Source organism: Streptomyces sp. NPDC001890, assembly GCF_042891445.1.
In the GTDB taxonomy this organism is placed as follows: domain Bacteria; phylum Actinomycetota; class Actinomycetes; order Streptomycetales; family Streptomycetaceae; genus Streptomyces.
Window position 1 is genome coordinate 71,689 of record NZ_JBIATE010000011.1, and the last position, 13,466, is coordinate 85,154.

Annotated in this window: 8 protein-coding genes; 6 read left to right on the top strand and 2 right to left on the bottom strand. The window is 68.9% G+C overall.

Features of this window, described 5'->3' with window-relative positions:
* Positions 1 to 111: 111 nt before the first annotated feature.
* Positions 112 to 1,446 (bottom strand): ABC transporter substrate-binding protein, encoded by a 1,335-nt coding sequence (locus ACFYY1_RS24950; protein ID WP_388589314.1) that lies wholly within the window; start codon positions 1,444 to 1,446, stop codon positions 112 to 114.
* Positions 1,431 to 2,633 carry an aminotransferase class V-fold PLP-dependent enzyme gene (locus tag ACFYY1_RS24955; protein ID WP_388589317.1) on the bottom strand — a complete coding sequence of 401 codons (1,203 nt, stop codon included), beginning with the start codon at positions 2,631 to 2,633 and terminating at the stop codon, positions 1,431 to 1,433. The genes ACFYY1_RS24950 and ACFYY1_RS24955 overlap by 16 nt, the downstream gene beginning before the upstream one ends.
* A 715-nt stretch (positions 2,634 to 3,348) precedes the next feature.
* Here ACFYY1_RS24955 and ACFYY1_RS24960 point away from each other — a divergent pair.
* From ACFYY1_RS24960 to ACFYY1_RS24985, 6 genes are all read left to right on the top strand, one after another.
* Positions 3,349 to 3,882: a hypothetical protein gene (locus tag ACFYY1_RS24960; protein WP_388589319.1), complete on the top strand. Its 534-nt coding sequence runs from the start codon at positions 3,349 to 3,351 to the stop codon at positions 3,880 to 3,882.
* Positions 3,883 to 3,987: 105 nt separating this feature from the next.
* The gene (locus ACFYY1_RS24965) at positions 3,988 to 4,923 is read left to right on the top strand and encodes a hypothetical protein (RefSeq protein WP_388589322.1); all 936 of its coding nucleotides are present in this window, start codon (positions 3,988 to 3,990) and stop codon (positions 4,921 to 4,923) included.
* Positions 4,924 to 4,944: 21 nt separating this feature from the next.
* Positions 4,945 to 6,279, top strand: coding sequence for a Dyp-type peroxidase (locus tag ACFYY1_RS24970; protein ID WP_388589324.1), 1,335 nt, complete (start codon positions 4,945 to 4,947; stop codon positions 6,277 to 6,279).
* A 950-nt stretch (positions 6,280 to 7,229) separates the two neighbouring features.
* On the top strand, positions 7,230 to 10,895 hold the full coding sequence (locus ACFYY1_RS24975; RefSeq protein WP_388589327.1) for a S8 family serine peptidase: 3,666 nt from the start codon (positions 7,230 to 7,232) through the stop codon (positions 10,893 to 10,895).
* Complete coding sequence (locus ACFYY1_RS24980; RefSeq protein ID WP_388589329.1) at positions 10,895 to 11,530, top strand: hypothetical protein; 636 nt, start codon at positions 10,895 to 10,897, stop codon at positions 11,528 to 11,530. The genes ACFYY1_RS24975 and ACFYY1_RS24980 overlap by 1 nt, the downstream gene beginning before the upstream one ends.
* A gap of 320 nt (positions 11,531 to 11,850) precedes the next feature.
* Positions 11,851 to 12,906: a helix-turn-helix domain-containing protein gene (locus ACFYY1_RS24985; RefSeq protein ID WP_388589332.1), complete on the top strand. Its 1,056-nt coding sequence runs from the start codon at positions 11,851 to 11,853 to the stop codon at positions 12,904 to 12,906.
* Positions 12,907 to 13,466 lie beyond the last annotated feature (560 nt).

The following is a 13,466-nucleotide window of genomic DNA, read 5'->3' on the forward strand; positions in this document are numbered from 1 at the left end:
TTAGCAGCCGACGTCGGCCCGGGCGGGCGCGGCCGGTGTATGTGGGTGTGCCGCGGCCGGCCGGGGTGGCGGTGGCGGGAGCGTGTTCGGGCGGGGCGAGGGACATGGTGGTCAGGCCGCCTGCTGCCGACCGGTCTGCTGCGCGAGCCGTTCGGCGGCGTCCTTGAGTGCGTCGGCCGGATCGGCGCCCTTGACCAGCACCTGGCTCTGGGCGTCACTGGCGAGCTTGAGAGCTCGGGTGTAATCGCCGGTGAAGTTGGTGGCTTCGGATCCGTAGCCGAGCGAGTCGACGAAGGTCTTCAGTACCTTCTGGCCACCGTAGAAGGGGTGGGGCGCGCTGAACCTCGGATCGTCGTACGCCGCTCTGAGCGCGGGGAAGACGCCACCGGAGGTGAACATCCGGTTGATCTCGACGGGCTTGGTGAGTGCGTACTCGATGAATCGCCAGGCGGCCCGGCGGCGCTTGCTCGATTCGGAGACAGCCAGGTAGGTGGAGTTGACGATGGCGCTGCGCCCTCCCCCGGGTACGGCGGCGGGCGGCTGCATGACACGCCATTTCCCCTTCTGGTCGGGGAACTTGGTGGCCAGGTACTCGACGGCCCAGGCGGGGTCCGGTGAGGTGGCGAGCTTCCCCTGGCCGAGCAGGCGCTTCCTGGTGCCCTGGCCCGCGGTGTCGGCGAGCAGACCGCCGTCGTTGAGCCGCTTGATGATGGTGAGGGCCTGGACGGCTTCCGGGGAGGCGAGGGTGATCTTGCCTTGCTGGTTGAAGTAGAACGCGCCCTGAAGCTGCATCAGGTTCTGGAAGAAGTCCATGTCAGGAGTGGTGCCGGGCTTGTCGAGCCCGAGCAGCCGGGCGCCGGTGGCGGCGAGGATCTCGGGTCCGGCGGCGATCAGGTCGTCCCAGCTGCTGATGTCCGCGGGATCGACACCGGCCTTGTCGAAGTAGTCCTGCCGGTAGAACAGGCCGAGCGGATTGACCTCCCAGGGCAGGGCGTGGGCGGCTTTGTCCTTGCCTATGACGGTCGGCCACAGCCCCTGCGCGAAGTCGCTCCTGTATCGGTCGGCCCCGAGTCCGGACAGGTCGGCGAGGCCTTCGGGGAACTTCTCCAGGTAGCCGGGCAGGTAGTCGACTCCGATGTGCAGGACGTCGGCGAGACCCTTGCCGCCCGATGCGAGGCCGACGGTGATCTTGTCCCAGATGGCCGGGTTCCCGACATCCTGCACATCGACCTTTATCCCGGGGTTGTCCCGTTCGAAGGAGGGGACGACGCCGCGCAGGGCCTCGGCCGCGGTGGTCCAGCTCCAGACGGTGATCCGGCCGCTGTCGCCGTCGCCGCCGGTGACGCCGCTGCCCGAGCCGTTGCCGCCACAGGCGGCCAGGCCGAACCCGGCGGCGGAGGCGGTGGCGAGCTGGAGCAGCCGGCGGCGGCTCAGTTGGTGGGACATGTCGGCTCCTGGGGATAGTGGGTTGTGCGGTGAGTGAGGGTGTGCAGTGCCTCGGCGAGCAGGTCGGCCGCGGCGTCAGGGGTGGAGATGTGGGGAGACAGCCGGATCCACTCGTCGCGGCGGGTGGTGATCAGGCCGGCCGATTCGAGGGTGCGGTGGACGGTGGCGGGATCGTGGCCGGGCAGGCGGAAACTGCCGATGCCGGCGCGCTCGTGGGGGCCGGCTCCGTCCAACAGGATCTCGGCGCCGGCCCGGCGTGCGCGGTCGAGCAGGTCGGCGAGGGTGGCGCGGATACGGGCGCCGACGGCGGCCGGGCCGCCCTGGTCGGACAGGTCGTCGATGGCTGCGCCGATGGCCGCCGCGGCCGGGAAGTCCGGGTTGGTGGCGAGGTGGGCGGCGGCCCCGGGCAGCGGCGGCGCCGGATGCCGCGGTGCGAAGGGCTCCGCGACACCGGCCCAGCCCCCGAGCCCGGGAGTCAGGCGCTCGGCACACCGGTCGCGGATCAGTAGCAGGGCGGCTCCCCAGCCGGCCCGTAGCCACTTCTGGCCGCCGCTGACCAGGATGTCGGCGGCGTCCACGTCGAGTGGGACGGAGCCCAGACCCTGGATGGCGTCGACGATCAACAGCCGGCCGGGCCCGAGGACCTCCTTGAGAGCGGCGAGCGGTGCGAGGTGGCCGGTGAGCGAGTCGACGGCGCTGACGGTGAGGGCGGTGACGTCAGGAGTGAGGTGGCCGCGCAGGAGGTCGGGGGTGATGTGCCGCCCGTCCACCGGGTCGACGAGACGGACGGCGGGACCACCGCGGTCGGCGAAGCGGAGCCAGGGGTAGAGGTTGGCGGGGAACTCGCCACGGGGCACCAGGACGGTGCCGGGGCCGTGGAGTGCGGCGGCCACGGTGAACAGGCCGTTGCTGGTGGACGGGGCGAGCGCGATCTCGTGCGGACGGGCGTCGAGCAGCCGTGCCGCCGAAGTCCGGGCAGCGTCGCCGAGGGCGAACAGCCGGTCGAGGTCGGCGGGGTCGAGGCGGGCGGCGAGCGCGGTCGTGGCGGCGAGCGCGGCGGCGGCCGCGCGGGAGAGCGGGCCGATCCTGGCGTAGTCGAGGTAGCCCACTCTCGGACCGCGGGCGGGAGCCGGGCCGGAGACTGCACGGATGACGGCTTCGGGTGCTCGATGGATTTGATCGTTCAAAAAACTTGCCTAACGGAGCTGGATACGCGCACTTCCTGGATTTGAAGGTTCACATTAGGGAGTCGAGGTTGCCCCAGCAAGAGGTTCGACGCAGCTGATTTCCAGCGAGCCGGCCGGCCCGGTGCGGGCAGGCGGCCCGGTTGATCGTCCGTGCGGGTGTGCACCTCTCCTTCAGGACTCCACGCGGGGCAAGCCCCCAACTGGCGGCGGCGGCGCCCGGATTCCCGCGGTCGGGGCCGACGACTCCGGCGCGTGTGGCACATTTCCTCTCCGCCAGCCGGACTGCGGCGGGCCAACCGCCTTCGGCGAGACAGCCACGGCGACCGGCCACCCGCCTTCGACCGCGAGACCTGCCGAGGCCACAACACCGTCGGACGGTGCGTCAGCCGCTCGAAGCCGATCCTCCTCACGGGCTCGACCGTGGTGATACGGCGACGGTGCGGCCGGGTGCCGGTTGTACGGGGCCGGCCGGCTTCGTGGTGCACCGAGCGCCTGGGACGAAGCCGATCGTTGCGGGCGGTTCTTCTGTGTCGGAGCCACGAAGCCGGTGCTGGTGGGGGCGGAGGCAGGCGCAGGACGAAGGCACCGGCCTGTCCCGCTCACCCATGGCTCACGCCCGCCCGACAGGCGCGCCCGGTGATCCCGACAGGCGCGCCCGGTGAGACGGCGCGAAGATGGAATCGGCCCGGCGCACTGGGCGGCGTGAGGAGAGGACATGGAGATCAAGCCTCAGGCGGTCGTACTCCCCAAGAAGACGGATCACCTCGAACAGGGGAAGTACGGGCCAGTCTTTCCCAGGACTCCGGCGTGCTACGGATTCACCGTCATCGCGCGGGTCAAGCCCGGTCACGCCGATGCCGTGCGCGAGTACGGCTACTCGCTGGCCAAGGCGCTCGAACGGGATCCCTACCTTCTCGCGCCACTGAAGCTGCACTATCTGCGGTGGGTTCTCTTCGACGACGACACGCGCTTCATGTACCAGGGGATCTTCGACACCGACTTCGACAAGTACACCGAGGACGCCATCGCGCTGTTCTCGAAGGCCGGTGTGAGCACCGCGTTCGAGCATCTGGAGGGATTCCCCGAGGACTGGCGGACCAACCCGGAGGCGTTCGTCAGATTCGTCCGTGAGCACCACTGTCCGAGCTTCATCGAGTACGGAGAGTATCCGTACGTGACGGCGGACGAGATCAAGAAGGCCCTGCGGGTCAAGAGCGCTCTGTCGGAGATGCTCGACCAGATGCAGTGAGGGCGGGAGCGGAGAGCTGGGAGCCGGGCGATGAGTGATGCCAGAACAGCACGGACCTACAACCAGCGGAACATTCCCCGGAAGTACACCTCAACCGGACGGCGTGTGAGCATCTACGTCTCGTGGAGCTATCCCGCCGAGGCGGGCCGGAACGCGGCTGAACTGGACAACCGGTTCTCCACCATGACCGAGGTCCGGCGGGTGGCGTGGCCGGCCTACGAGGACCCGGAGTGGTCGGACCCCGCTCGGTTCCAGCAGGGGATCGCGGGGTCGCTGGAGCTGTTCTTCCGGGCATGGGTGCCATTCCAGGAGTTCGTCACGGAGGTCACCGGGCATCCAGTCCCGGTCTACCAGCGCATCGACCAGGCCGGATTCCACACCCCTCTCGACGAGCGGGTCCTCGACGACACGGATGTCCTGTTCGTCTTCGGGCTGGACCACATGATCACCGGGCAGGCAGCCGAGCCCGGTGAGATCGAAGCGCTGCGGTCCTTCGTCGCGAGGGAGGACGCCCGGCTCGTCCTGGGGCCCCACCACGACGTCGGCGCGTCGGACGACCTGTCCGTGCGCGAGGTGGAGTACCGCCACCACGGCGATCCCCTGGTGCCCCGCCAGCAACGGTTCGCCACCTACGTCAGGGACGTGATGAACGGCCTGGGCGTGCCCGTCATCAACCGGTACGGGCTGCGCCCCGCCACCGGCCAGGACAACCGGATCGCCCCCCTGTCGACCGTCAGGGATCTGGACGGGAAGGGCTGGCTGAACGGGGTTACGAACTTCAACTTCCACATGCACCTGCCGCACTACGCGGTGACGACCGACGAGCCGCAGGCCATCCATGTGCTGGCCCGGCAGCCGATCGACACGTCCCGGCCCCATCCGTTCACCCAGGACGGGAACACCGAGTTCAACATGCTCCTGTGGATGCCTCCCGGAGAGGACCGCGCGGCAGACGTGCTGCTGGCCGACTCGACGATCTTCAGCACACTCTTCGGCGCCGACGACAGCCTGCGGAACTTCTGGCGCAACCTCGTCTCGTAGTGATGCCGCAGGGAGGCCGGCATGAGCGCACCCATGGACGTCACGCTGGAACTCGACGACATCCAGCGCGGGGTACTCAGCCCGCGTCCCACCCCGTACGCGGCGACGTACCTGGTCTTCCGTATCGACGACCGCTCCCAGGGCCGGGAGTTGATGCGGCGGGCAAGCGCGGTGGCGACCTCCGCCGCCGACACCTCCAGCCCCCTCGGAGACACCTGGGTCAGTGTCGCCGTCACGTACTGGGGCCTGGAGGCGCTGGGGATGCCACGTGCATCGCTGGACACGTTCGCCTGGGAGTTCCGGCAGGGCATGGCGGCCCGCGCGCGGGCGCTGCTCGACGAGGGAGCGAGCAGCCCGCAGCACTGGGAAGCGCCCCTCGGCACGCGCGACGTTCACGTCGTGATCACAGTGGTCGCACCCGACCCCCTGGGCCTGGAGGCGGCCATCGACCGCGCCCGGCCCGCCTACGAACGTCTTCCCGGCGTGACAGCGATCTGGCGACAGGACTGCTACGCACTGCCCACCGAGAAGGAACACTTCGGATACGTCGACGGCGTCAGCCATCCGGCCGTCGAAGGGAGCGGCATCCCCGGGTCCAATGAGCTGGAAACGCCTCTGAAGAGCGGGGAGTTCGTCCTCGGATACCCGGATGAGATCGGCGGCGCCCAGACGCCTCAGCCGTCCGTGCTGGGGCGCAACGGCAGCTATGTGGTCTTCCGTAAACTCCACCAGAACGTCGCCGCGTTCAGGCGCTATCTGAAGGACAACTCCACCAGCGCCCACGACGAGGAACTCGTCGCCGCGAAGATCATGGGCCGCTGGCGCAGCGGGGCCCCACTGGCCCTTGCCCCGGAGCACGACGACCCGGCCCTCGGCGTCGACCCCCACCGCCGTAACACCTTCCTGTACGAACAGGACGACCCGGCGGGATTCACCACCCCCGGTGGCTGCCACATCCGCCGCGCCAACCCACGCGATGCCTCAGTGGCCGGAGAGGTACGGCTGCACCGCATGATCCGGCGCGGCGCCGTGTACGGCCCGCCCCTGCCGGAAGGAGCACTGGAGGACGACGGAGCGGACCGCGGTCTGATGTTCGCGTTCATCGGCGCCCACCTGGGCCGACAGTTCGAGTTCGTCCAGTCGGAGTGGATGAACGACGGCGTCTTCTTCGGGGCAGGCAACGCGAAGGACCCCGTCGTCGGCGCCCAGGACGGGCAGACCCGCTACACCGTCCCCCGAAGGCCGGTGAGGCGATGTCTGGCCCCGCTGCCCCGGTTCGTCGTCACCCGAGGAGGCGAGTACTGCTTCCTGCCGAGCCTGAGCGCCCTGCGCTGGCTCGGGGACCTCGACGACTGACAAGGCGGGCAAGCGCCATGGACACCCTGCGTCTCGTCCTCCATGGGGTCACCGTCGTCTTCATCGCAGCCACCGTGTTCGGCGCCGGGCCCACGAGCAACCGTCCCCGGCGTCGCGCGGCGCCTTCGCCGATGTCCCCCTGCTGCCGGCGCTGACGGACGACATGCCGGTCATTCCGCCGCTCGGCCGGGGGCATCGGCTCTCTGTTCAGTCTCCCCCGGCTCCTTCACCGCCCTGCCACCTCGTCTTCGGGCGGCCCCTTCGGGGCAGAACCGGCGATCGTGCAGCGAGACGACCTCGTTGCAGGCTCAGGCGTCGAGATTCCGTTTCTCGTTTTCTCGTTCCTCCGACGAAACTGCCGGTCGGACACCGCTTTCATCACAGAACCCGGGCGGCGGAATCCTTTCGTCGCCCGGGGCCGGCCGGGTCGCACCGACGGCAGCAACGTCGAGCAGACCTGACCAGGGCCTGACCCGTTCACTGACCCCCACGGCAGTCTTTTCCGGCCGCGTCTCCGGCACAAGGTACGCCCTTGTGCCGGAGACGCTTCTTGTACTGGCAATCAAATAGCTTGTTGTTCCTTGAGATTAGCGAGATCAGCAGCACCCTCGAAAAGACTGGAGCTTCCGGGATTCCTGGCGTCCGCACCAACCCACCTGACGTACTGCTCATCGTCGCGGCTTCGGATCACCGTACGCGGCACCGGAATTCGCCCTTTTGACGAACGCTTTGGCGTTCCTCCGCCTGGCTTCCGACCGCATGCCGTGGCGGGTTTGCGTCATGGAAGAAAGCCGCCACGGTCAAGCTGTTGCCCCGCTCGGCGTAGAGCCCGAAAGTATCTGCCGAATGCAGCAAGTACTTCTTTCTCACGACGAGTAGGAGAAGCTCATGCATCCCCCGCGCTGTTTTCACGGCGAGCCCGAAGCAACGGCATCTCGGAAGGCCTCGCGATGAGGAGTCTCGGGCGACGACTGGCCGCCGCGGTCGCCGGCGTCACCATCCTCGGGACGGTCATGGCGAGCACCGCGGCGAATGCCTCCGACCCGGCTCCGTCTGCCGCTGCCTCCCTCAACCTGCCCGCGTCGGTCAGCAACAGCCTTCTCCAGGCCGCAGCTGGAAATGGGGCCGATCTGTCGCTGACGCTGGTGACCGGCGACAAGGTGCAGATCGGCATCACTGAGGAACGTAAGCCGGTCGTCCGTGAGATCGTGCCCGCGACGCGGCCCGGGAACGAGTCGGTTCTCTTTCAGACCATCACCAGAAACGACCAGGTCTACGTCGTACCGGAAGACGCGTTGTCGCTGCTCCGTGCCGACGCGCTGGACTGGGAGCTCTTCAACCTCGCCAAGCTGGCCGATTGGACGACTGCGGGCCGGACCGGCGAGGTCCCGGTGATCGCCACGTACACCGGCAGGACCAGTGCCCGGACGGCGAAGCCCTCCACCGGCGCGACCACCAGGGCCGTCCTGCCGAGCATCAATGCCCGCTCGATGAGCATCAAGGGCAACGGCCAGTGGTGGCGAGAGGTGCGGAAGAAGAACACCGGCAAGTCCGCCGCCGCCCTGACGACCGGCCCGCTGGCCGGGGTGGAAAAGGTATGGCTCAACGAGCTGACGAAGCTGCAGCTCGACAAGTCCGTACCGCAGATCGGCGCACCCGCTGCCTGGGAACGCGGCTACGACGGTTCGAACGTGAAGGTCGCGGTGCTGGACAGCGGCGTCGACGCCACCCACCCCGATCTCACCGGCCAGATCGCCGAGGCGATCGACTTCACCAACAGCCCGAGCGGCCCGGTGGACGGACACGGACACGGCACTCACGTGGCGTCGACGATCGTCGGTACCGGCAAGGCCTCCGACGGGCTGCGTCGCGGTGTGGCGCCCGGTGCGAAACTCGCCATCGGCAAGGTGTGCGACAACGAGGGCAGATGCGCCGGCGACGCGGTCATCGCCGGTATGGAGTGGGCCGCCAAGTCCGGTGCCGACGTGGTGAACATGAGCATCGGCGGCGGGGCCAGCGACGGAACGGACCCGCTGAGCAGCTCGGTCAACGCTCTCAGCCGCACCTACGGCACCCTGTTCGTCATCGCCGCGGGCAACAGCGGCCCGGACCCCGAGACGGTCGGATCGCCAGGTGCCGCCGACGAAGCACTGACCGTCGCGGCCGTGGACAAGAGCGACCAGATGGCTTCCTTCTCCAGCCGCGGGCCTCGCGTCGGGGACGGCGCGGCCAAGCCGGACATCGCCGCTCCGGGCGTCGCCATCGCCGCGGCCCGCGCCAAGGGCACCTCGATGGGCAAGCCCGTGGACGACTACTACACGTCCGCCAGCGGCACTTCCATGGCCACGCCCCATATGGCCGGTGCCGCTGCGATCATCGCCCAGCAGCACCCGGACTTCACCGGGCGGCAGATCAAGGCGCTGCTGATGGCGACCGCCAAGGACCTCGGGCACGACCTGTATGCGCAGGGAGCCGGTCGGGTGGACGTGGCCCGCGCGATCGACCCGAAGGTCATCCCCGACGCGAACCTGAACTTCGGCCGAGCCGCATACCCGCACGCGCCGGTGACGAGGAAGGTCACCTACACCAACGTGACCGACGCGCCGATCACTCTTGCGCTCTCCGCCTCGGCTTCCTCCTCGGGCAAGCCCGCACCGGCGGGGCTCTTCGCCCTCAGCGCCGACCAGGTCACCGTGCCCGCCAAGAGCTCGGCCGAGGTGACGGTGACCATGGACGGCAGGGTGGTTGACGCTTCCGGGCAGTACGGCGCGTACACCGGCGCCCTGACCGCCAAGGACAGTGCGGGACTGGTCCTGTCCTCGCGGATCTCGACCTTCGTGGAGCCGGTCCGCCACGATCTGACTATCAAGATCGTTCCTCCGACCGGCGCCACCGATGTCTCGTACGGCGATGTGCTGATCGTCCCCGTCGATGAGGACAAGCTGAAGCTGTACGACGAGCCGCTGACGGTACCGGGCGGCGAGACGGTCAAGGCTCGGGTCTTCGCCGGAAGTGTCACGGCGGCCGTCGGGGTGTCGTGGCGGAACGCGGCCGGTGAGCTGAACACGGCTGCGCCGATGGTGCCGGAGGTGAAGGTCACCGGGGCGGCCTCGGTGGAGCTGGACCTCCGGAAGGTCAAGCCCATCAGGGCGAAGACCCCGGAGCCGACCGAGACGTACCAGCAGACCTTCAAGACCGAGCGGACCTCCGTGAACGGAGACTGGGGGATCACGGCGTCATTGGGCACCGAATACGGTCCTGGTGAGCCGAACTGGTGGGCGCTGCCGACCACCGGTGAGGTCAGCCTCGGCACGCTCGACTTCCACAGCCGGCATGTCCTGGTGCCTCCGTCGGTGACGATGAAGGTCACAGGCAACGGTGACTCGTTCGACCTGGATGCCCGCTACGCGACACCGGACACCACCATCAACGGCGGAAACCAGAAGTGGACGAAAGACGGGAAGATCGTGACCACCCTCGTGCGGTCGAAGATTCCCCGACTGCCCTCCGACGGGAAGAAGCCCGTCGTCTACGCAGGCACCGGCTCGGCCGAGGAACTCGCCGACGTCGATGCCAAGGGTGCGCTGGTGCTGCTGAAGCCGACCGACATCTGCGAGAGCACCTGCGACTTCACCGCACTGCGCAAGCGCGTGGCGGCGGCTGCCGACGCGGGCGCGGTCGGGGTGCTGGTGACCGGCGAGACCAAGAGGGTCGCCCTGCTGAAGTATGAGTCGTCCCGGCAGTACAAGTGCGCGGACGGTCCCGACAGCTGCCCGCCGGTCGATCCCTACGCGGCGCTGCCGATCGTGACCGTCCCCCCGGCCCAGGCCGCCTCGTTGATCCGGCGGGTCGAGGGCGGAGCGAAGTCCGGCGTCCGGATCGAGCTCGGAGGCAGCCGTGAAGTGTCCAAGGCCTACGCTCTGGCCTTCGACTCCCCCGGTCGGGTTCCCGGCAACCTGCCGTACCAGGTCCAGTCCCAGGATCTCGACCGCGTCGATCACCGCTTCCACGCCGACCAGCCCGGCGCGATTCCCCACTTCAGCTGGAACCGGTTCTCGAAGTCCGGCCCGGTGACGGAGGAAATCATGCTGCCCAAGCCGGAAAGCCAGCGGCAGTTCACCACGTTGGTCGGGCCGCGGAACGCCAACGCGATCGACCGCTTCGAAATGTCCGGCAGGGACTACCTCGCGCCGTCCGTGGCGCGTGCGTCGGGCCCGATCGAAACTCGCGACCTGGTGCTCGGCACGAAGAACACGATTGCCTGGAACGCGGGTCCGTCCCTTCCCGGAGCGGCGCCTCAGGTCCGCACCGCGTCGGGCTTCACCGCCGACACCGGCCTGCCGTGCGCCGGCTGCCGGGAGGGCGACCGCTTCTGGCCCACTCTCTACCAGACCAGCAGCGGGGGAGGTCGCCAGGCCATGATGGGCATGCTCAACGACACCGGTGTCGCCCATCTGATCTACGGGCTGCAGGCCTGTGAGCCCCCTGCCTGCAAGGTGGGCCTCTTTGACGGCACGGGCCGCGAACTCCAGCAGAAGCTTCACCCGGTCGAGTTCGTCTTCCAGCTCGGCGAGCCCGGCAATGTGCCGGACCTGGCATCGAGGAGCGGGCGGTGATGACCGGAATGGGAAAGGAGACCGCTCCGATGAACGCGGCCGTGCCGTCGAGATGGCGCCGGAAGGTGAACCTGGCGGCGTCGGCAGCCATAGCGGTGCTCGCGCTGGCGGGGTGCAAGGCCGACGTCATCGCGTACGACCTGCCTGCGGAATCAGCCCGCTACACGTTCCAGGCGGAGACCAACGGGGTCAAGACCGCGTGGGAGTACACGTCCGACCGGCCGGCCGAGTCCGACACGCCGAAGTCCCAGCCCTGCGTCGCGGACGTCGTTGTCAAGGACCCCGGTCCGTGCCGTCCGGAGCCGCTCATCTTCCTGCGGTACGACCTGGGTCTGGAGCTTGACAACACCGCCAAGGCCGACGGGATCCATCCCATCACGGTCACCGGCTACTACCAGGACCGGCTGAGCACGCCGCCGACCGTGAGCGAACTGCGGGCGGAGACCAGCTTCGACGGCGGAAAGACCTGGAAGACGGTGGCCTCCAGGGCCGACGGCAAGAACACCTTCACCGCGCGGATCAGGAACCCGCAGCGTGACCAGGCCCCCGAGGGAGTCGCACTGCGGATCACCGCGACCGACAGCGCGGGGAACAAGGTCGAGCAGACCATCCCCCGGGTGTACCGGCTGCGCTGAGGTGAACCTGTGAAGCGGTGAACCGACCCGGAGGGGTCACGGCCGGGGCGAGACGTGAAGCTCGCCCCGGCCGTCTCTCACATCTCCCGGGAATTCCTCGTCAGTCGTGGACGAGGCCGGCGATCGCGGACCGTTCGCGAGAATCGGCGCCGCACATGCGCCGCTCGATCGGGCCGTTGGGCCAGTGCCGCTCGCACCGGCCCACGGCACGCCCGGTTCCGCATTCCGGTGCCCTCGCACTGATGACACATCGAGGCTGCGGGCTGCTTCCGCGACACGAAAACCAGGCCGAAGTGCCGAAGGACAGACGGAGAGACATCATGCTGTCGGACGTGCTGGGACTCACTCCCGAAGAGGCGGACGCCTACCGCACCCTGGTCTCGGTATCCTCTGCCACTCCCGCCGAACTCGCCGAACTCGTCGGCCACAACGCCCGTCAGGTGGTGCGCATCCTCAGCAGGCTCGAAGGCCGGGGGCTCGCCGCGCGCAGCCTCGGCGACACCACTCGGTTCGTCGCCTCACCACCGGCGGCGGCACTACGGGCTCTCCTGGTCCAGCGGCAGAACGAACTCAATCTGGCGGAAATCGAACTCGACTCCCTCGACGAGACATACCGCGCGGCCACCCTCGGGCGCGGCGTCGCGGAAGTCGTCGACGTGATCCACGGCACGGAGGCCGTCCGCGAGCGCGTCGGACACATACAACTCGGCGCACGGAAAGAAGTCATGAACTTCGCCAAGGCGCCGTTCTTCTCACCCGGCAACACGACCGACGACGCGGTCATCGAACGCGGCATCCGATACCGCGTGATAATCGAAAGCTCTTTGTTCGACGGAGAAGGCCCGTCGTTCGGCGAGATCGCCCACGCGCAGGCCTCAGGAGAAGAAGTCCGGATCGCCGAAACCGTCCCACTGAAACTCTTCATCGTGGACCGCGAGTTGGCCATTGTTCCACTGCTCGGTTCGGCCAGCGCCACAAAGGCGGGAGCCCTGCTCGTGCACCAGAGCAGCCTGCTCGACGCGCTGATCGCACTGTTCGAGTCCGAATGGGAGAAAGCAACGCAGTTCGCGACTTCCGCGGGTGATGTGCAGAACGCGCCCGCCATCGACGATCTGGACGCGCAAGTCCTCAGCCTGTCGCTGACCGGCCTCACCGACCAGGCGATCGCCACCCAACTGCGCGTCTCCTTGCGGACGGTCCAGCGCCGGATACGGCACCTGATGGACATCGCGAGAGTGCACAATCGCATGCAGCTGGGCTTCCATGCGGCGCGGGCGGGCTGGCTCGGGGCCGAACAGAAGGGCGGTGGAACGACGCCCCGCCTCCGGGCCGTACCACCGGCGCCTGCCACGACCGCTCGGAGATCCGCCGGGTAGCCGTACCGGTGGCCTTCGGGGAAGGTCGGCCCGCGGCTTCGGCGATGCGCTCGGTCCCCGTGGGAAGTGCTCGCGATCCGAGTGCCGAGTCCGAGGCGCCTTCCGCCCGGGCAACGCCTTCTTCAAGGAGACGGGCAAGCACACGGCGGCGCGCGCCGCTGTGCTGGACAGCACGCCGTGAGGTCTGCGGGCGACTGCTGGGCCGGCCTTCGCGTTCATCGTTCTCCGACGCCACGGGCTCGGCAGCCCGTGTCCGGCAGCGGTGGGTGCAGGCCGGCACCCACCGCTGCCGGACGATCCCCGGCCGCCCGTGGAGTCGGCCCGGTTGCCATTCGGCTGTCCGATGCGGCGAGCAGGCCGATGGCGCCGGCTATGTCGTTCCGTCACGGCGGAGCACGGCACCCGGCGGCCGACAGCCGCCCCGCCCCGGGAACGCCCGGCCCGGGGCCGTCCCATTCCGTGGTCGGGCTGATCGACGGAGTGCAGTCGGAGGGGCGAGCAGATGCGCCCCGGCGCGGCCGTCCGCGCGCGCAGCCGCGCGAGCAGTTGGGCGGCGGCCG

Coding starts and splice junctions, on each gene's coding strand:
- ACFYY1_RS24950 (WP_388589314.1), bottom strand. CDS start 1,446: ATGTCCCACCAACTGAGCCGCCGCCGGCTGCTCCAGCTCGCCACCGCC.
- ACFYY1_RS24960 (WP_388589319.1), top strand. CDS start 3,349: ATGGAGATCAAGCCTCAGGCGGTCGTACTCCCCAAGAAGACGGATCAC.
- ACFYY1_RS24970 (WP_388589324.1), top strand. CDS start 4,945: ATGAGCGCACCCATGGACGTCACGCTGGAACTCGACGACATCCAGCGC.
- ACFYY1_RS24975 (WP_388589327.1), top strand. CDS start 7,230: ATGAGGAGTCTCGGGCGACGACTGGCCGCCGCGGTCGCCGGCGTCACC.
- ACFYY1_RS24980 (WP_388589329.1), top strand. CDS start 10,895: ATGACCGGAATGGGAAAGGAGACCGCTCCGATGAACGCGGCCGTGCCG.
- ACFYY1_RS24985 (WP_388589332.1), top strand. CDS start 11,851: ATGCTGTCGGACGTGCTGGGACTCACTCCCGAAGAGGCGGACGCCTAC.